This is a genomic window from Siccibacter colletis (assembly GCF_025914095.1).
Classification (GTDB): domain Bacteria; phylum Pseudomonadota; class Gammaproteobacteria; order Enterobacterales; family Enterobacteriaceae; genus Siccibacter; species Siccibacter colletis.
Map to the genome: position 1 here is coordinate 1828377 of NZ_CP074352.1, position 18708 is coordinate 1847084.

The following is an 18708-nucleotide window of genomic DNA, read 5'->3' on the forward strand; positions in this document are numbered from 1 at the left end:
CGTTGCGTAAATTAATATAAAGACGTTGAGTAAATTCCTGGCCTGTGCAAAAATCATGGCGTGTTTAACTACCGGGGACATTATTCATCCGCAATGACGAGAAGCAACACCGCGGATAACTTGTAATTATATGGATAAGCAATTCAGGATTAGCGTTTCAACTCAACCTCTTCATATCTCATCTCTTTCCTCGCCTCGTAGCGAGCAGCACTGGCATTCCGGGCTTTAGTGTCCTCTCCTGATATCACGTTTTTATGGTCTTTACTGGCTCGATTTTCGCACGCGTAAATAGCGTGGAAAAACCGGGTTTGTTTATTCTCATTCAGGAGAAGAAATCGTGTTTTACTGGATATTATTAGGTCTGGCTATTATTGCTGAAATTACCGGCACGCTGTCGATGAAATGGGCCAGCGTGAGCGGTGGTAACGCAGGTTATATTTTAATGCTGGTGATGATCGCCATCTCTTATATTTTTCTGTCGTTTTCCGTCAAGCGTATTGCGCTCGGCGTCGCCTACGCCCTGTGGGAAGGGGTAGGAATTGTATTGATTACCCTGTTCAGCGTGCTGCTGTTCGATGAGAGCCTGTCGCTGATGAAAGTGGCGGGGCTGGTGACCCTGATTGTCGGTATTCTGCTGATTAAATCCGGCAGCAGCGCGCCCCGCGCTATCAAAGGGGGCCGCCATGCACGCGTTTGAATGGGTACATATCCTCTGGCTGGTGGCAGCCATCGTGCTCGAGATCGCCGCCAACATTCTGCTTAAGTTCTCCGACGGTTTTCGCCGCGTCGGCTACGGCGTGCTGTCTCTGCTCGCGGTACTCGCCGCCTTCAGCGCGCTTTCCCAGGCGGTGAAGGGCATCGATCTCTCCGTTGCCTATGCGCTGTGGGGCGGCTTCGGCGTCGCGGCGACCATCGCTGCCGGCTGGGTACTGTTCGGCCAGCGCCTGAACCGTAAGGGCTGGATTGGTATGGGGCTGCTCTTAGTGGGTATGGTCCTGATTAAGCTCGCCTGATCCCATCGCCGCCCGTGATGCGGGCGGCAAAATTCCCGCGATATCGTACTATTACTACACACATGTTAACAACTTGTTTCATACTAAAGTAATAGCTAACCTCACCGACTGACGAAGCGAGCGGCGAATGCATAAACCGTTTTCCTGGCGCACTCTTTCTACGGCACGGACGCTTTTTATCATGATTTTTATGGCCGGTATTGGCCTCACCGTGTCCGTGGTGGCGCTGCTGTACTTGTCGCTGCACCTGATCAGCGCCAAAACCAATGAGATTGACGAACAGCGCTCGGCGCTGTCGGTACAGGGCGCGGTGCAGACGTCAATAAACCGTATGTGGGGGCTGGTCACCGACAACGCGGTCTGGGACGATGCGGTCGCGCAGGTGTATCGCCCGACGCTGGATACCGGCTGGCTGTTCAGTGCCTGGGGCGCGGGCTACAAAATCAATAACCTCTACGACGGCACCTTCGTGCTGGATGAAAACTTTCACCCGCTGTGGGGCGCGTTCCGCAGCCAGCCTGTTGCGCAGCCAGATGTGCGTTTTCTCGGTGCGGGATTCCAGGCGCTGCTGACGCAACACCGCAACGCGCTGCGCGACGATAAACAGATTTTTGCTGGCATCACCCGCACCGAGGCCGGGATCGCTATCGTCGGCATCGGCCTGATCCGCCCGATGTCGGGCCGGTTGCAGGTGAACGATGCCACCCGCCGCTACCTGGTGATCACCCGCCACCTCAACAGCGAGATCCTGCGCGACCTCGGCAATACCTTTCAGATTAACAATTTGAGCTGGCGCAACCAGCGGCCGGACGCGTCGAGCATTGCGCTGACGAGCGCTGCAGGGGAAACCCTCGGCTGGCTCGACTGGACCCCGCGCCAGCCCGGCATGCAGGCCGCCGAAGCCGCCTCAGATGACATCACGCGTATCGTGGCGTTGGCCGCCGCGCTGATTGTGCTGTTTATCACCCTGAGCAGCGTCGGGCTGTACAAGCTGGCGCGCGGCGAAAAGCTGGCGCGGGAGCTGGCGATGACCGACTGGCTCAGCCACCTGCCGAACCGCCGGGCGCTGCTCGAACGGCTGGAGGCGGTAAGCGAAAGCGGCTCGCCGGAGATCACCTGCGTGGTGTTTATCGATCTCGATGGCTTTAAGGATGTGAATGACATCTACGGGCATAACGTTGGCGACAAGCTGATCGTCAGCATTGGCAGCGCGCTGCGCAACCTGGTACCGGAAGGGGGAATGCTGGCCCGTCTGGGGGGCGATGAGTTTGCGCTGACGCTGGGCGGCGAACATGCCGGGGAGCAGGCCGCCTCGTTTGCCAGCGCGGTACTGGAGTATCTTAACCAGCCGCTGCGCGTCGGGGAGCGCACCATTCATATAAGCGCCAGCATCGGGATTGCCGCCTGCTCGCTGGTGGAGTGCAACAGCTCGGAGCTGTTCCGCCGCGCCGATATCGCCATGTACCACTCGAAGGTGACCGGAAAAGGGCGCATCACCCATTACGACGCCGAGCTGAATAATGCCCGCGAGCATCAGTTGAATATTGAAAACGACATTCGCGACGGGCTGCTGCGCAATGAGTTCGACGTCTGGTATCAGCCGATCGTCGATGCCCGTACCCTCGCCACCGTTGGGGTGGAAGCCCTGGTGCGCTGGCCGCGCCGCCCGGCCGGACCGCTGCCGCCGGACCAGTTTATCGGTATCGCCGAAACCAGCGGGCTGATTTATGCGCTCGGCCAGTTTGTGCTGCGCCGCGCCTGTCAGGATCTGCTCTCGCTCAGCGATCTGAAGCTGTCGGTGAATATCTCCCCGGCGCAGTTCCGCGACCCGGAGTTTGAGAACAAGGTGGCGGGGGTGATCACCGGCAGCGGCTTCCCGGCGCACCGCCTGCAGCTGGAAGTGACCGAAACCTACGTGCTGGAGAACCCGGACCGGGCGCGGGCGGCGATCGTGAACCTGAAAGGGCTGGGAACGGCGGTGGCGCTGGATGATTTCGGCACCGGCTACTCCAGCATTGGCTATCTGCGGCGCTTTAACTTCGACACCATCAAGATCGACAAATCCCTCGCCGGGCTGATTGATACCGACGAACAGGCGGCGGCGCTGGTGGGCGGCACCATCCGCATCGCCAGCGCGCTGGGCATGGCGGTGACCGCCGAGGGTATCGAGAATGAAAAACAGATGAAGCTGCTGCGTCTGGCGGGCTGCGATCAGCTGCAGGGTTACTGGTTCAGCGAACCGATGCCGATAGAAGATCTGCGCAGCCTGCGCCAGCAGCACGGCTAAGGCATCTGCTGCGCTAAGGTCTCCAGCTCGTCGCGAAACCCGGTCACCGAAATCGCGCGGTTGTCCGCCCGGTAGCGATCTTTGGCCGCCGGCGCGGAGCTTTGTACGCCGATAAGCTGCCAGCCGTTGTCGCTGTTCAGCATCAGCGGCGAACCGCTGTCGCCGGGCAGGGTATCGCACTGGTGCGACAGCACGCTGCGCTGCGCCCAGCCGGTGACCAGACAGTCGCGGTGGCTGTAAAGCCCGTCAAGGTGATCCTGCGGATAGCCCGCCTGGGTGACGCGCCGCGCCTGGGTTTTCAGCGCTGCGGTGAGATCGTCGCGGTTGCCGCTAAACAGCGGCAGCGGCGTGATGCCCGACGGCGGATTGCGCAGCAGCACCAGCCCAAAATCATAGGGCGCGGCCGATGACGGCACGATCCAGCCGTCACCGTCCGGTTTCAGGCGGCGGCCCAGCGAGGCCTCGACGCGCCCTTCAATATCGTGGATCTCATAGCGCCATCCCCCTTTTTGCGCCACGAAGCGCAGCACTACGGCTTTGTCGGGTTTCCCCGTCGGCGGGCTGAGCAGGCAGTGTCCGGCGGTCAGCGCCAGATGCGGGGAGATCAGGGTGGCGGTGCAAAGGTTGCCGCTGGCGGTTTCCAGCTGGCCGATGGCGTCCCAGGGGGCAGCGGTGGGGTCCATCACGGCTGTGCGGTCGTCCTTGCCAAAAAACAGCGTCGTCACGTCGCTGCTACTCATTTCACTCTCACCGCCGTCGTCAGCGTGAGCACATAAAGCGGTCAGGCAAAGCGTTCCCAGAAAAAACACAACGGTTTTACGCATATCACTCTCTGTTGGGGCAATTATGATTATTAAAGTAAACCCTGTGGCTTAACTATAGACGGGACGCGGAAAAAAGGGGATGAAATCAGCGCGCTACGGCGCTTAAAGATAGAAACTGGCCGCTATCGCGCCGCAGCAGATAAGCAAAAGAAGCAGGAGTTCGAACTGATAGCGACGAAACATGCGCAGCCTCCGGTAAAAAGCGTATCTGGCGCGGTGGGGCGGCCCGGGGGAAGCCGCCGACAATCCGGCACCAGATACGAAATCAGATCATTCAGGCATTACGCGGCCGGCTGTGCTGCCGGTGCGGCTGCGGTGTGCGCTGGTTTTTTGTGATGCTTTTTCGCCGCCTGGGCTTTCTGGGCTACCGGCTTCTGTTCCGCCGTTTTCTTGTGATGCTTCTTCGCCGCCTGCGCTTTCTGTTCTACCGGTTTCTGTTCAGCGGTTTTCGCATCGGCTTTCTTGTGGTGTTTCTTTGCGGCCTGGGCTTTTTGCTCGGCAGCCTTATGGTGTTTTTTGTGTTGGGTGGTTTTGGCGACGGAGGTCTGGGTAGCAGACGCTGGTGCGGTAGCGGTGTCGGCCGCGAAGGCAGCAGAAGAGAGGCCCATAGCAGCGGCAACAACCAGAGCTAATACTTTTTTCATCGTGAATCCCTCAAATTGGTTTTGGTTTCAACCCCACTGCGGGGCCGTTGACAGCAACTATAGGGGGAGACGCGAAGGGCTTCAGTGAGTGATTGGTATCGGCGTGTAACGCTTTGTACAACGCCGGGGGCGGCCCCCCGGCGGCATTTGTTACAGGTAGCGCGCTTCCAGATGTTGGCGGAAATAGAGCGGGTTGAGATCTTCCCCGGTGGCGTTGGTCATCAGCGCCGAGGTGGAGAAGCGGCTGCCGTGCTGCCAGATGTTCTGACGCAGCCAGTCGAACAGCGCGCTGAAGTCGCCCGCCGCGATAGCCTGGTCGAGATGCGGCAGGGCGCGGCGTGCGGCGTGGAACAGCTGGGCGGCGTACATCGCACCGAGGGTGTAGGACGGGAAGTAGCCGAAGCCGCCGTCGGTCCAGTGGATATCCTGCATACAGCCGTTGCGGTAGTTGCCTTTGGTGGACAGCCCGAGCCACGCCTGCATTTTTTCATCCCACAGCGCCGGAATGTCGTCCACTTCGATGTCGCCGTCGATCAGCGCCCGCTCGATCTCGTAGCGCAGCACGATGTGTGCCGGGTAGCTCACCTCGTCGGCATCAACGCGGATATAGCCCGGCTTCACGCGCTGGTTCCACGCGATGTAGTTCTGCGCTTCAAACGCCGGCTGGTTGCCGAAGCGGCTGACGATCTGCGGCAGCAGGCGCTGGAGGAAAGCTTCGCTGCGCCCGAGCTGCATCTCAAAGAACAGGCTCTGGGATTCGTGAATGGCGGTAGAGCGGGCGAGGGCCACCGGCTGGCCGAGCCATTCGCGCGGCAGGTTCTGCTCGTAACGCGCGTGGCCGGTTTCATGCACCACGCCAAACAACGCGCTGAACAGTTCGTTCTCGTCGTAGCGGGTGGTGATGCGCACATCTTCCGGTACGCCGCCGCAGAACGGATGGGCGCTGACGTCCAGCCGTCCGGCGTTAAAGTCGAAGCCCAGCAGCGCCATCGCATCAAGACCGAGATCGCGCTGCGTCTCAACCGGGAACGGCCCGGTGGGTGCCACCAGGTTTGCCGCTGCCTGTTTGTCGGTCACCTTCTCCAGCAGCGACGGCAGCCAGCTTTTCAGGTCGGCAAACAGCACGTCGAGGCGGGCGCTGGTCATGTCTGGCTCGAAGATATCGAGCAGCGCATCATAGCGCGAGCCGCCCTTTGCCTCGGCACGCAGGCGCGCCTCTTCACGGCTGAGCTTCACCACCTCTTTCAGGTTGGCAGAGAACCCTTCCCAGTCGTTGGCCGGACGTTGGGTGCGCCAGGCGTGCTCGCACTTGCTGCCCGCCAGGCTTTTGGCCTCCACCAGCGACTCCGGCAGCAACACCGCCTGCTGATAGTGCCGCTGCATCTCGCGCAGGTTGGCGCGTTCCACGTCGTTAAGATTTTCCTGCTCGGCGGCGCTGAGCCACTGGCCCACCTGCTTATCGGTGAGGATCTGATGCTGCAGCACGCCGATCTCCGCCAGCGCGGCACCGCGCGCGGCGCTGCCCGCCGGCGGCATCATCGCGAACATATCCCAGCTGGCGATAGCCGAGAGGTGAGAGAAGCGGGAGAGTCGGGCAAACGTGCGGGTAAGGTTTTGATAATGCGTGTTTTCCATAGGGCCTCGCGTCAGGGGAGTGCTTTTTTCAGAAGGTAGCATTATGCGCCGGGGAAGGCGAGGGGTGGGCAGGCGCAGAATGGATACTGGGTTGCAGGTTACGATGGTTGAGGGGTATAGGGCAGCGCCTTATCGGCTTGAGCAACCGGTCGTAGTCTCGAGCAACGATAAAACGCAGACCATCAGCACCCCGGGAGCCATCGCGCTGATGTCACTATTAGCGGTGTGCATGATGTGCGGTTGCGCCCGCGGGACTTGTGTATGAGGTGATCGAGCCAGCACAGAGAAGTCAGGGCTGCCCGGAAGACTTGTCTTCCTGAATTTATAAAGCCCGGTTGAACCGGGCAAAGTACTTACTCTTCTTTCCAACTAGCCCATGCCGATGTATTTGCAATAATGTGTTCCATCGTAATAGTTGCAAAGCTTAATGATACCAACTCCTGAGGTTGAATATCATTGTGAGTCATCGAGTTCGGGTAGGCGTAACTAATCTCTGTTATTCTTGCTTTGTTTAAATGAATTTTGAAATAAAGTTCATTGCCACCGTTGGCTGAAGTTCTGTAAAAATCCAGTGTGCAATCAAGTTTTTCTTTATCGTTTAAGGCCTGAAGCATTAAAGGGGTTGCTTTATCTATTGGTTTTCTTAAGGTATATGCATGAAATGATATATTATCCTCAGCGGAGACAACATTATTTGCCTCAAAAATGAATATCTGGTCCTCATGCCCCTTTTGCCACTTGTTACCGATAGATTTCTCTGTGCCGCATCCTGATGATATCAAACCTTGCTTATCACCAGTAATGCTAAGATAAATTAAGTTCGCCATGCGTACATCCTTTTATTTAACAAGGTAATTATAAATTCAAAACCATTTAGAGTATTTTATGTATAAATAACAAACTAAGAACGCCCACCCAAACACAAAGAAAATAGTATACTTTGGAATGAATAAAACGATAATAACGCCACCTACAGCAATCAGCGCTACAGGCAGCAAATGACCAAAAAACTGCCCTATAAATTCAATTATCCATTTCATTTGTTTCTCACTAATTCTCGAATAAGGAAAAGTAATTCTTCCTCGTCGTTTGAACCAGACATAATAAAATAAATGATTTTTGACATTTCACTCTCAATGAGGTGATACAGCATCTCTATTTTATTATTATAAAGTTCCCAATAATATTCCGGATGTAATGTTTTTAATTTTCGGGCAGAAAGTGCTGCATTTTGCACCTTTCCATAGAATGAGACAGCCCCGATAACTGTACCCATGCTTTTGGTTATCGCTTTCACCACTGCTTCTTTGAAATTTCTTGAGCTTAAAACAATAATTGCTAAAAAATAAGCTAGCGTTTGTTTGTTCAATCTTTCTGATGCGATATCTGCGAAATATTGGGCGACGCTCACAAGAAGAGATTGTTCTGCCGAATCTGAAATTTGAACTATCTCTTTTTTGAAATAGATTTCTACCATATCCAGTATGACATCTTCACGGCGCGCTGCCTGGTAAAGGCCGTAAAAATATCTGATGTCTTCATGACTCTGTTCACGACATACATCAGCGTAGCCGGGAGTGAGACAGGACAGATACCAGGTTGCTCTCTCTGCACCCGCAAGTGCATCACTGGCCATATCATATAAGTTCTGACCCACCTGATTTACAGCTTTATCGAGGACTGATGCCAGCTTGCGATCTGATTTAATTTTAAGTTTTAGATAGGAGCTATAGTTATCCATTTGTCATCCTGACAATCTGTTTTTGGGCATTATAGCGGGTCACATTCAAGAATTAAACCTACCAAAAATACCGGCAGAGCAAAGATTATTTCAAAAAGATATTTATGAAATATTGAGTTTTTTAAAGGAAAATTTTACGGTTTTTCGCGTAAATTCGCCTTGTCCATATCGTGGTAATACTCGCTGCTTGTACAGATTAATGAGCATCACAAACACTGACCTTTCACAATCACAGCGATGAGCAGAGCAGCAACAGTGATAGCTCAGGAAATGAATAATCGCCTGATTAAATCTGTGCAATTACTGCGATGTATTGTGGGTTGTCGAAAGTGAAAATATCCGCTCTCGCGCTGGACCAGACACAAAGCCCCGAACCCCCCATTCAGGGCTTTTTTATCAACTACCCACGCTCAAATCTGCGCAGCGCCGCCATCGACAAACAGTTCGCTGCCGTTAACGTAGCTGCTGTCATCCGAGGCGAGGAATAACGCGGCGGCGGCGACTTCGGCGGGATCGGCCAGTCGGCCGAGCGGGGTGGTGGCTTCCACGGCGCGGATCATCTCCTGATTAAATTCCTGATCCGAGGCAAGGCCATGCCAGCCGGGGGTTGAGGTTGCGCCCGGCACCAGCACATTGACTCTGATTTTTCGCGGGGCCAGTTCCAGGATCCAGCTGCGGGCAAAATTGCGTATCGCGGCTTTACTGGCGCTGTACACGCTGAATGCGGGCACGCCGGTGGTGGCGCTGGTTGAGCCGGTCAGAATAATCGATGCGCCATCCTTTAACAGCGGCAGCGCTTTCTGCACGGTAAACAGCGTGCCTTTCACGTTGGTGCTGAAGATACGGTCGTAATGCGCTTCGGTGATATCCGTTAACGTGGCGAAATCACCGCCGCCTGCATTAGCGAACAGCACGTCAATCTGTCCCGCCTCGCGTTCAACCTGCGCGAACAACGCGTCCAGATCCTGCATATTTGAGATATCACTCGGGATGCCGACGGCGTTATGGCCCACGGCGTTTACCGCATCTTCCAGTTCGCGCGCCCGGCGTCCGGTCATAAATAGCCGCGCGCCTTCGGCGGCAAAACGTTTTGCCGATGCCAGACCGATGCCGCTGTTTGCACCGGTTATTACCACGACTTTACCTGCTAGCTTTCCCATGTTTTTTTACCCTGTTGATGAAGCGGAAAACCAGAGTAATGACTTACTTTCGTATATACTAGTACCTACCAAAAGGTATGTATGGAGAAAATTATGGAACCCGTTTGCGGGCTTGATGTGGCCCTGCGTTACATTGGTGGGAAATGGAAACCCATCCTGCTGTTTCATTTTCAGCACGGTCCGCGTCGCTTCGGCGAAATCAAGCGGCTGGCGGAGGGGATCAGCGAGAAAGTGTTAATTCAGCAGCTCAAGGACTTAACGGAAGACGGCATCCTGGTAAGGCATGACTTTAAAGAGGTGCCGCCGCGGGTGGAGTACACCATTACTGAGTTTGGCCGCACGCTGGCGCACGCGCTGCAACCGCTTTGCGAGTGGGGAAATGCCAACCGGGCGCGCGCTGCTGCGGAGCACAGCGACGTCTGAACCTGCCATAATCATCTGCCGCTGCGGCATAAAGGAGAAAACGTCATGACGAGAATTGCCATCGATATGGATGAGGTCATCGCCGACTTCAACAGCAAACTGCTTCCTCACATCAACACCCGCTTCAATACGCACATCACCCTGGCCGATCTCAACGGCTTGACCATTCAGCAACTGCGCCCGGACATCAAAGAGCAGATTGAAGCGATGATTGGTGAGGTAGATTTCTTTGCGGACCTGGCGGTGATCCCCGACAGCCAGCGTGTGATTGAAAAGTTGACGCAGAAGCACGAGGTCTTAATCACTACGGCCGCGATGGAGTTTCCGCTGTCGTTTGATGCCAAATTCCGCTGGCTGGCAGCGCATTTCCCGTTTATCAGTCCGATGAATATTGTCTTCTGCGGCAATAAAAGCATTCTTAACGCTGATTATCTTATCGACGACAATGCCCGTCATTTTGCGCATTTTCGTGGCGAGGGCATTTTGTTTTCCGCTCCGCATAATCAAAACGTCACGGGCTTTCGCCGGGTAAATAGCTGGCAGGAGATCGACGCTCTCTTCGCTTCTGATGAGTTGTTGTCCTGAACGGATAAACGCGTTAAATAATGCTCTCCCGGCGGGGAGAGCAGAGGTGTCAGGCAATCAACAGCCGGGCAAACATCCACGCCCTTACTGATTCAGTCGATAACAACGTTTTGCATATCAATAATAACGGCTGTAGACATTATGTTTCCTTAGTTCCCCGTCAGATGTGCAGGGTTGAGGTTAACAGAGCGAATAAATCGCTTAATGCTGTTAAGGGTTAACACTAAATCTGGTGGTAGAACATCAACTCTGCATTGCGTTAGTCTGCACGCGCCCGCTAAATAATAAATAAGAAGTTTCATGCGGAAATTATTTTGCGGCACCCCGGAAAAAGACCTTCACCAATATTACCAGGGTTACCTTTCCTATAAGGCAGAGGGCGTGTCGGTGGCAAAAAAATATAGTCCGGCCGTCACGATAAGCAGTTTCAGGGGGCGATTGATTAATAACACGAGAACATAGTTGAAATTTGACTGACAGAAGGGCGACGGCTTCTGGATTAACGGCCACTTTACTCTAGAGCACCCTCGTACGCCTGATCAGGGCCGTTACGGACGCCCTCGGTGCGGCAGGAGGGGCTGCGAGGTTCTCCACGTTCAGCGCGCTGATGTAAAGCACGGGCTAACCGAAAAAATTAACTGCATTCCACACCTTCGCAAATCAGGAGAACACGATGTTTAACGGCCTTAGTGCGTTTCCGCTTACCCCACTGGTAAACGGCAACGTGGATGAAAAAGCGTTTACCGCGCTGATTGAAACCCTGGTTGCCGCGAAGGTGGACGCCATCGGAGCGCTGGGCTCGACGGGGAGCTATGCATATCTGTCGCGTGCCCAGCGGGCGCGGGTGGCGCAACGGGCAACCGCCGCGGCGGGCGATGTGCCGGTGGTGGTCAGTATCGGGGCGGTCAATATTGACGACGTGTTGCGTCTGGCCGACGACGCGCAGCAGGCGGGCGTCAGCGGGGTGCTGATGGCCCCGGTATCTTATCAACCCCTGAGCCGGGATGAGGTGTATCGCCTGTATGAGCGGGTGAGCCAGGCGGTGGCGGTGCCGCTGTGTGTGTATGACAACCCCGCCACCACGCGGTTTTCCTTTGATGATGAACTGCTGATCGCGGTATGCCAGCTGCCGAACATCGGGTCGCTTAAGCTCGGCCCGCTCTCCGGCACGCGCGCGGAGGCCTCGGCGCGGCTACAGGCGCTGCGGCAGGCCATTCCGGAAACCATTACGCTCGGCATCAGCGGCGATGCCCACGCCGCAGCCGGACTGCTCGCCGGGTGCGACGTCTGGTATTCGGTACTGGCCGGGCTGTTTCCCCACGCGGCACGCAGGCTGTCGCAGGCGGCGTTTCAGGGCAGGGAAGAGGAGGTGGCGCGGCTCAACGCTGAGCTGGCCCCGCTGTGGGCGCTGTTTCAGCGTTACGGCAGTCTGCGCCCCATCGCCACGCTGGCCGAGCTGTCCGGCGCGGCGCAGCCGCCGTGCCTGCCGTTTCCGCTGCGCACCCTGCAGGGCGGGGATCGCGAGCAGCTGGCGGCGCTGCTCTCCGGCTCGGCGTTACGCCCGGAATGAGAAATCACACCGTTACCGGTAATGCTTGTCAGTAGCCAAAGGTGGGTGCGCTACGCTTACCCACTCTACATGCAGGGGCGCTAATAACGTCATGGTGCCTGCCTCCCGCAGGCGCTTTCGCCTCCCGTCACCCTTCACTTCTTCCGCAATGGTCTATGATTGATTTTCAAGTGCTGCCTGGGGTCGCGACACGCTGACACCGCTCATAGCAGGTTTTTCGCCGCGCTACCTTCTGGCGCGGCGGGGAGCGTCGACCCTGCACGGCATCCGGTTCACGCTTATACGTTTAGCTATCTGAGCTCGCATCGCCGGGGCCGCCCGCGCGATGTCGTGCATTGCTCACTTCCGGAACAAACGAGGCATCAGAATGGAATCCACATCATTTGCGAAGAGTTGGGGGGCCGAGCTGGTGGCCGAAAACGTGGCGCGCTTTCGCCTGTGGGCGACCGGCCAGCAACGCGTCACGCTGCGGCTTAACGGCAACGATCTTGAGATGACCCCATCGGGCGACGGCTGGTTCGAGCGTGAGGTCAGCGGCGTGGCCCCCGGTACGGAATATAACTTTGTGCTGGCCGACGGCATGGTGGTGCCGGACCCGGCGTCCCGCGCCCAGAAAGCCGACGTCAATGGCCCGTCGCTGGTGATTGACCCTGAACAGTACCGCTGGCAGAACACCCAGTGGCGAGGCCGGCCGTGGGAAGAGGCGGTCGTCTACGAAATGCACATCGGCACCTTTACCCCGCAGGGAACGTTCCGTGCCGCGATTGAGAAGCTGCCTTATCTGGCTGAGCTGGGCATCACCATGCTGGAAGTGCTGCCGGTCTCGCAGTTCGGCGGCAACCGCGGCTGGGGTTATGACGGTGTGCTGCTGTATGCTCCGCATTCGGCCTACGGTACGCCGGACGATTTCAAAGCCTTTATCGACGCTGCGCACGGGCATGGCATGTCGGTGGTGCTGGATATCGTGCTTAACCACTTCGGGCCGGAGGGTAACTACCTGCCGCTGCTGGCCCCGGATTTCTTCCACAAGGAGCGTCATACCCCCTGGGGTGCCGGGATTGCTTACGATGTGGATGCCGCCCGCTGCTATATCGCGGAAGCGCCGCTCTACTGGCTGCAGGAGTACCGTCTCGACGGGCTGCGCTTCGACGCCATCGATCAGATTGAAGACAGCTCTGAAAAACACGTGCTGATTGAGATTGCCGAGCGCATTCGCACCGACATCACCGATCGGCCGATTCACCTCACCACCGAAGACTGCCGCAACGTCACCTTCCTGCATCCGCGCAACGAGGATGGTTCGGTACCGCTGTTTACCGGGGAGTGGAACGACGATTTCCACAACGCCATTCACGTCCTGGCCACCGGCGAGACGCACGCCTATTACCGGGATTTTGCCGACGAGCCGGAAAAACGGGTCGCTCGCGTGCTGGCCGAAGGGTTTGCGTATCAGGGGGAAATTTCACCCCAGAGCGGCGAAGCGCGTGGGGTGGACAGCAAAAACCAGCCGCCGGTGGCGTTTGTGGATTTCATCCAGAACCATGACCAGGTGGGCAACCGCGCCCAGGGCGAGCGTCTGATTACCCTTGCGGGTGCTGCGCGCACCCGGGTACTGCTCGCCACGCTGCTGCTCTCCCCGCATATTCCGCTGCTGTTTATGGGCGAAGAGTACGGCGAGACCAATCCGTTCCTGTTCTTCACCGACTTCCACGGCGATCTGGCGAAAGCGGTGCGCGAGGGGCGGGCGAAGGAGTTCGACGGCCATGCCGGGCATGAGGGTGAAAGCGTGCCCGATCCTAATGAGGAGAGCACTTTTACCCGCTCGAAACTCGACTGGCATAAGCCGGACGAGGAGGAGGGCGAGGCCTGGCTGGCGCTGACGCGCAAACTGCTGGCGCTGCGCCAGCGCTATCTGGTGCCGCTGCTGGCGACCGCTGGCGGGCAGAGCGGTCACGTCCTGGCCACGGCACCGGGTTTCCTCGCCGTCAGCTGGCGCTTCCCGAAAGGCACGCTGTCGCTAGCGCTCAATATCGGTGAGCAGCCGCAGACGCTGCCGGAGATGCCGGGCGAGACGCTGTTTGCCTGGCCACAGGCGGCGGAAAAACTGCCGCAGCACGCCATTCTGGTTCGCCTCGATCAGGGAGATGCCGCGCAATGATCCCCACCGCAACCTATCGTATTCAGTTTCGCAACGGCATGACCTTTGACCGCGCGGCGGCGCTGGTGCCGTACATGAAGCAGTTGGGCATCAGCCACCTGTATGCTTCCCCGATTTTTACCGCCACCTCAGGCTCGACCCACGGCTATGACGTCACCGATGCTAACGAGATCGAGCCGTCAATCGGCGGGCGCGAAGGCTTTGACCGTATGGCGCAGGCCCTGAAGCAGGCCGGGCTGGGGCTTATCCTCGATATCGTGCCTAACCATATGGCGGCCTCGCTGGAAAACCCCTGGTGGCGCGATGTTATCGAGCACGGGGAGCACAGCCGCTATGCCCGCTATTTCGACATCGACTGGTCGCGGCGCCTGACGCTGCCGTTCCTCGGCGACAGCTTTGAGGCGGTGGTGGAGAACGGCGAAATCAGCGTGAAGCCGGACCCGCAGAGCGGTAAACCGGCGCTGGCCTACTATGACAATTTCTATCCGCTGACCCCGGCGAGCTGGCAGGGGCGCGAAAGCGAGGTGCTGGGCCTGAGCGACCCCGCCGCGCTCATTGCACTGCACGATGAGCAGCCGTACCGGCTGATGTCCTGGCGCGACGCGCCGCGCGATCTCTCTTATCGCCGCTTCTTTGAAATCACCGGCCTGGCAGGGGTGCGGGTCGAAGACGATGCGGTGTTTGATGACTGCCACCGCCTGATCCTTGAGCTGGTGCACAGCGGGGTGGTGGACGGACTGCGGGTCGATCATGTGGATGGCCTCGCCGATCCCCAGGGCTATCTGGAGCGTCTGCGTCAGCAGGCCGGGCCAGAGTGCTACATCACGGTAGAGAAAATTCTTGGCAAAGGCGAGCACCTGCCTGCGGAGTGGCCGATCTCCGGCACCACCGGCTACGAATTTATCGCCGCGCTGGCGGAAGTGCTGGTGGACGATGACAACCTTGACCGCCTGCGCGATGCCTGGCACGAGGTGGCGGGCCAGCCGGTGGATATGCGCGCCGAGCTGCGCGATGCCCGGCTGCTGATGGTGGACCGCAACTTTGAAGGGGAATTCACCCGGCTGCTGCAGCTGGTGGGCGAGATCGCCGAGCGTGAGGGCGTTGCGCTGGCGCCTGAACTACTGCGTCAGGCGCTGCGCGAGCTGCTGATCGCTTTCCCGGTATACCGCACCTACGGACGGGCTCAGGGTCTGAGCGCCGCCGACCAGGCGCTGCTGGATAAGGTCGTGGCGCGGGTGAAAGCCAGCGCCAGCGCCCCGGACGCTGACGCGCTTGATGTCCTGACCCGCATTCTCCGCGGCGCGGTAACGGCGCAGCAGGAGGCCGCCACCTTCCGCACCCGTTTCCAGCAGCTCACCGGGCCGCTGATGGCGAAATCGGTGGAGGACACGCTGTTCTTCCGTCAGCACCTGGATCTGGCGCTCAACGAAGTGGGGGCCGAGCCGATCCCGCGCGGCTTCTCGGTTGCGCGCTTCCACGCGGAAATGAAAACCCGGCTGGAACGCCAGCCGGATGCGCTGTCCGGCACCTCGACCCATGATACCAAACGCGGGGAAGATGCCCGGGCGCGGCTCTACACCCTGACCGAAGCGCCGGAGCTGTGGGCCGAATGCGTGGCGCGCTGGCGGCAGGTGAACCAGACCAAAGTGGTGTTCCTGAACGACGGCACCGCCCCCCGTGGCGTGGATACCTGGATGCTGTACCAGGCGCTGGCCGGGGTCTGGCCGCCCACCCTCGACCCGCGTGATGCGGCGGGCCTGCAGGCGCTGGAAACGCGTTATGTCGAGTTTGTTGAAAAAGCGCTGCGCGAAGCCAAGCTGCGTACCGACTGGGTGGACAGCAACGATGCCTATGAGAAAGCGGTGCTGGATTACGCCCGGCATCTGCTCTCCCCGGACAATCAGGATTTCCTGCAGGACTTCGCCGCATCGCTGCAGCCGTTTATCCGTGCCGGACTGGTGAACAGCCTGACCCAGGCGGTGATCAAGCTCACCGCGCCGGGCGTGCCCGATATCTATCAGGGCAGCGAGGGGCTGAACTTCAGCCTGGTTGACCCGGATAACCGCCGCGAGCCGGATTTCGTCGCGCTGGCGCAGATGCTGAACGACGACACCAGCGCCCCGCTGTACAGCGAGCAGAGCTGGCTGAGCGGGCAGCTCAAGCAGCACGTCACCGCGAAGCTGCTGCGCCTGCGCCAGCAGAAGCCGCCGCTGTTCCGCCGGGGAGCGTACCTGCCGCTGGCGGCACAGGGGGAACACGCTGAGGATGTGATTGCGTTTGCCCGCACCCACGCCGATGACGCGGTGATTGTTATCGCGCCGCGGCTGGTGTTTAACGCCCTCGACGGCACCCTGGCAGGCCCGCACGCCGAACGTTGGGAAGCCACGCACATCGCGCTGCCCGCCGGGCTGGCGCATCGCCGATACCGGGATCTGCTGAGCGGAGACGTGCTGACGCTAGAGGACAGCCTCGATCCCGGCGCCGTGGCGCTCAATGGGTGTGTATTGTTAATAAGTGTATGATTTAAATCATATAAAAAGTCATAAATCGCTGTTGCACGTTAAATTGTACTTTCGATGGAGAGGAATGCATGTCAAACGGTAAGGCTTATGAAATTACGGCGGGGAACAGCCATCAGCTGGGCGCCAACTACGATGGCGAAGGGGTTAACTTCGCGATATTTTCGGCACACGCCCAGCGCGTAGAGCTTTGCCTCTACGATCCGAGCGGCAAAACGGAAATCGCACGCTTCGACCTGCCGGAATATACCCACGAAGTGTGGCACGGCTACGTACCCGGCCTTCAGCCCGGGGCGCTGTACGGCTATCGCGTTCACGGCCCCTACGATCCGGAGAACGGTCACCGCTTCAACCCTAACAAGCTGCTGATCGACCCTTATGCCCGGGAGCTGGTGGGCGATATCGAGTGGAACGAGGCGCACTTTGCTTACGAGCTGCTGCACGAAGACAAAGACCTCACCTTTGACGAGCGCGACAGCGCCCCGTTCACGCCGAAATGTAAGGTCATCGATCCGCATCAGTTCGACTGGCAGGACAATAACCGGCCTGTCATCACCTGGCCGCACACCGTGGTGTACGAAACCCACGTCAAAGGCTTCACCCAGCTCAATCCGGCGCTGCCGCCGGAGCTGCGCGGCACCTTTGAGGGCATGGGGCATAAGGCCTCGGTGGACTACATTAAAAGCCTCGGCATCACCTCGGTAGAGCTGCTGCCGGTGCACTGGTTCCCGGACGATCAGCACCTGCTCGACAAGGGGCTGAAGAACTTCTGGGGCTATAACAGCCTCGGCTTCTTTGCGCCGGCCTCGCGCTACTACGGGCCGAACGGCATCCAGGGCTTCCGCGATATGGTGCGCGCCTTCCACGATGCCGGTATCGAGGTGATCCTCGACGTGGTCTACAACCACACTGCCGAAGGCAACGAACTGGGGCCGACGCTCTCCTTTAAGGGCATCGATAACTTCTCCTACTACCGCACACTGCCGGGCCAGCATCGCTATTACATCAACGATACCGGGACCGGCAACACGGTGAACACCTCGCATCCGCGCGTGCTGCAGATGGTGATGGACTCCCTGCGCTACTGGGCGGAATCGATGCACATCGACGGCTTCCGCTTCGACCTCGGCACCATTCTCGGTCGCGAGCCGGAAGGCTTTGACCAGCGCGGCGGCTTCTTCGATGCCGTCACTCAGGACCCGGTACTGTCGAAGCTGAAACTCATCGGCGAGCCGTGGGATATCGGCCCCGGCGGCTATCAGGTGGGCGGCTTCCCGCCGGGCTGGGCGGAGTGGAACGACAAATACCGCGATACGGTACGCGAATACTGGAAGGGCGATAACGTGCCGACCGATTTCGCCGCCCGGCTGCTGGGGTCCGGCGATCTCTACGATCAGCGCGGCCGCCGCCCCTGGGCCAGCGTTAACTTCATCACCGCCCACGACGGCTTCACGCTCAACGATCTGGTGTCGTACAACGAGAAGCACAACGAGGAGAACGGGGAAGATAACAACGACGGCCACAACGATAACCGTTCGTACAACTACGGTGCCGAAGGCCCGACGGAGGATGAAGGCATCAATGCGGTGCGCGAGCGTCAGAAGCGCAACTTCCTCGCCACGCTGTTCTTCTCCCACGGGACGCCGATGCTGCTGGCGGGAGACGAGTTCGGGCGCAGCCAGATGGGCAATAACAACGGCTACTGCCAGGACAGCGAGATCTCCTGGGTGCACTGGGAAAACCTGCCGGAGAGTGCGGAGGCGCTGCGGGAGTTCACCCGCAAGGTGATCGCCCTGCGTGCCGCCCAGCCGTTGCTGCGGCGTGAGAACTGGCGTGACGGGATGGTGATCGAGTGGTTCAACGCTGGTGGCGGTTTGCAGACCCCGGAGCAGTGGGATGAAGGCTCAACGCTTGGCGTCTACATCGGGCGACCGGATCTGCAGACCGAAGAGGGCATCTGGCATGACGTGCTGATGCTGATCAACCCGTTCGAAGGCAACGTGCCGTTCCGGATCCCGCAGTTTGGCGAAGGCGGCTGGGTGCTGGAGCTGACGACCTCGGACAGCGCGAAGCACGGTCTGGTGATCACCAAAGAGAAGGATTTTGAACTGGAGGGCCGCAGTCTGGCACTGTTCAGACGCCCTTAATC

16 protein-coding genes are annotated in these 18708 nt (G+C 58.4%); 9 read left to right on the forward strand and 7 right to left on the reverse strand.

The genetic code is table 11. The features are described from left to right. The first annotated feature begins 334 nt into the window (after positions 1–334). From mdtJ to KFZ77_RS08785, 3 genes are all read left to right on the forward strand, one after another. A complete protein-coding gene (gene mdtJ / locus KFZ77_RS08775) occupies positions 335–697 on the forward strand; it encodes a multidrug/spermidine efflux SMR transporter subunit MdtJ (protein WP_264386168.1) in 363 nt (120 codons plus the stop codon). Then, a complete protein-coding gene (gene mdtI, locus KFZ77_RS08780) occupies positions 684–1013 on the forward strand; it encodes a multidrug/spermidine efflux SMR transporter subunit MdtI (protein WP_264386019.1) in 330 nt (109 codons plus the stop codon). The genes mdtJ and mdtI overlap by 14 nt, the downstream gene beginning before the upstream one ends. A gap of 127 nt (positions 1014–1140) precedes the next feature. Next, complete coding sequence (locus KFZ77_RS08785; protein WP_264386020.1) at positions 1141–3300, forward strand: putative bifunctional diguanylate cyclase/phosphodiesterase; 2160 nt, start codon at positions 1141–1143, stop codon at positions 3298–3300. On the opposite strand, the gene KFZ77_RS08790 is transcribed toward KFZ77_RS08785, so the two are convergent. From KFZ77_RS08790 to KFZ77_RS08815, 7 genes are all read right to left on the reverse strand, one after another. Beyond that, positions 3297–4124: a trypsin-like serine peptidase gene (locus KFZ77_RS08790; protein ID WP_264386021.1), complete on the reverse strand. Its 828-nt coding sequence runs from the start codon at positions 4122–4124 to the stop codon at positions 3297–3299. The genes KFZ77_RS08785 and KFZ77_RS08790 overlap by 4 nt on opposite strands. A gap of 102 nt (positions 4125–4226) precedes the next feature. Further along, the gene (gene ydgU / locus KFZ77_RS19810) at positions 4227–4307 is read right to left on the reverse strand and encodes a small membrane protein YdgU (RefSeq protein WP_455431297.1); all 81 of its coding nucleotides are present in this window, start codon (positions 4305–4307) and stop codon (positions 4227–4229) included. Positions 4308–4405: 98 nt separating this feature from the next. After that, positions 4406–4768: an acid resistance repetitive basic protein Asr gene (asr, locus tag KFZ77_RS08795; RefSeq protein ID WP_264386022.1), complete on the reverse strand. Its 363-nt coding sequence runs from the start codon at positions 4766–4768 to the stop codon at positions 4406–4408. A 150-nt stretch (positions 4769–4918) separates the two neighbouring features. Then, entirely contained in the window at positions 4919–6403 is a 1485-nt protein-coding gene (locus KFZ77_RS08800; RefSeq protein ID WP_264386023.1) for a carboxypeptidase M32, read from the reverse strand. 353 nt (positions 6404–6756) lie between these two features. Then, the gene (locus tag KFZ77_RS08805; RefSeq protein ID WP_264386024.1) at positions 6757–7230 is read right to left on the reverse strand and encodes an Hcp family type VI secretion system effector; all 474 of its coding nucleotides are present in this window, start codon (positions 7228–7230) and stop codon (positions 6757–6759) included. 209 nt (positions 7231–7439) lie between these two features. Beyond that, complete coding sequence (locus KFZ77_RS08810; RefSeq protein WP_264386025.1) at positions 7440–8144, reverse strand: hypothetical protein; 705 nt, start codon at positions 8142–8144, stop codon at positions 7440–7442. Positions 8145–8554: 410 nt separating this feature from the next. Then, positions 8555–9304, reverse strand: coding sequence for an SDR family NAD(P)-dependent oxidoreductase (locus KFZ77_RS08815; RefSeq protein ID WP_264386026.1), 750 nt, complete (start codon positions 9302–9304; stop codon positions 8555–8557). A gap of 93 nt (positions 9305–9397) precedes the next feature. Here KFZ77_RS08815 and KFZ77_RS08820 point away from each other — a divergent pair, with 93 nt between their 5' ends. The 6 genes from KFZ77_RS08820 (at position 9398) to glgX (ending at position 18706) form a co-directional block, all read left to right on the forward strand. Next, positions 9398–9727: a winged helix-turn-helix transcriptional regulator gene (locus tag KFZ77_RS08820; RefSeq protein WP_264386027.1), complete on the forward strand. Its 330-nt coding sequence runs from the start codon at positions 9398–9400 to the stop codon at positions 9725–9727. A 45-nt stretch (positions 9728–9772) separates the two neighbouring features. Then, positions 9773–10312, forward strand: a complete 540-nt coding sequence (locus KFZ77_RS08825; RefSeq protein ID WP_264386028.1) for a 5' nucleotidase, NT5C type — start codon at positions 9773–9775, stop codon at positions 10310–10312. A 673-nt stretch (positions 10313–10985) separates the two neighbouring features. Next, positions 10986–11882, forward strand: coding sequence for a dihydrodipicolinate synthase family protein (locus tag KFZ77_RS08830; RefSeq protein WP_264386029.1), 897 nt, complete (start codon positions 10986–10988; stop codon positions 11880–11882). A gap of 367 nt (positions 11883–12249) precedes the next feature. Beyond that, positions 12250–14040, forward strand: coding sequence for a malto-oligosyltrehalose trehalohydrolase (gene treZ / locus KFZ77_RS08835; RefSeq protein ID WP_264386030.1), 1791 nt, complete (start codon positions 12250–12252; stop codon positions 14038–14040). Then, the gene (treY, locus tag KFZ77_RS08840; protein WP_264386031.1) at positions 14037–16562 is read left to right on the forward strand and encodes a malto-oligosyltrehalose synthase; all 2526 of its coding nucleotides are present in this window, start codon (positions 14037–14039) and stop codon (positions 16560–16562) included. The genes treZ and treY overlap by 4 nt, the downstream gene beginning before the upstream one ends. A 68-nt stretch (positions 16563–16630) precedes the next feature. Then, the gene (gene glgX, locus KFZ77_RS08845) at positions 16631–18706 is read left to right on the forward strand and encodes a glycogen debranching protein GlgX (RefSeq protein WP_264386032.1); all 2076 of its coding nucleotides are present in this window, start codon (positions 16631–16633) and stop codon (positions 18704–18706) included. Positions 18707–18708: the final 2 nt, after the last annotated feature.

Excerpts from the sequence above, each read along its gene's own strand:
- mdtI (WP_264386019.1), top strand. The coding sequence starts at position 684 with ATGCACGCGTTTGAATGGGTACATATCCTCTGGCTGGTGGCAGCCATC.
- KFZ77_RS08785 (WP_264386020.1), top strand. The coding sequence starts at position 1,141 with ATGCATAAACCGTTTTCCTGGCGCACTCTTTCTACGGCACGGACGCTT.
- KFZ77_RS08790 (WP_264386021.1), bottom strand. The coding sequence starts at position 4,124 with ATGCGTAAAACCGTTGTGTTTTTTCTGGGAACGCTTTGCCTGACCGCT.
- ydgU (WP_455431297.1), bottom strand. The coding sequence starts at position 4,307 with ATGTTTCGTCGCTATCAGTTCGAACTCCTGCTTCTTTTGCTTATCTGC.
- asr (WP_264386022.1), bottom strand. The coding sequence starts at position 4,768 with ATGAAAAAAGTATTAGCTCTGGTTGTTGCCGCTGCTATGGGCCTCTCT.
- KFZ77_RS08800 (WP_264386023.1), bottom strand. The coding sequence starts at position 6,403 with ATGGAAAACACGCATTATCAAAACCTTACCCGCACGTTTGCCCGACTC.
- KFZ77_RS08805 (WP_264386024.1), bottom strand. The coding sequence starts at position 7,230 with ATGGCGAACTTAATTTATCTTAGCATTACTGGTGATAAGCAAGGTTTG.
- KFZ77_RS08810 (WP_264386025.1), bottom strand. The coding sequence starts at position 8,144 with ATGGATAACTATAGCTCCTATCTAAAACTTAAAATTAAATCAGATCGC.
- KFZ77_RS08815 (WP_264386026.1), bottom strand. The coding sequence starts at position 9,304 with ATGGGAAAGCTAGCAGGTAAAGTCGTGGTAATAACCGGTGCAAACAGC.
- KFZ77_RS08820 (WP_264386027.1), top strand. The coding sequence starts at position 9,398 with ATGGAACCCGTTTGCGGGCTTGATGTGGCCCTGCGTTACATTGGTGGG.
- KFZ77_RS08825 (WP_264386028.1), top strand. The coding sequence starts at position 9,773 with ATGACGAGAATTGCCATCGATATGGATGAGGTCATCGCCGACTTCAAC.
- KFZ77_RS08830 (WP_264386029.1), top strand. The coding sequence starts at position 10,986 with ATGTTTAACGGCCTTAGTGCGTTTCCGCTTACCCCACTGGTAAACGGC.
- treZ (WP_264386030.1), top strand. The coding sequence starts at position 12,250 with ATGGAATCCACATCATTTGCGAAGAGTTGGGGGGCCGAGCTGGTGGCC.
- treY (WP_264386031.1), top strand. The coding sequence starts at position 14,037 with ATGATCCCCACCGCAACCTATCGTATTCAGTTTCGCAACGGCATGACC.
- glgX (WP_264386032.1), top strand. The coding sequence starts at position 16,631 with ATGTCAAACGGTAAGGCTTATGAAATTACGGCGGGGAACAGCCATCAG.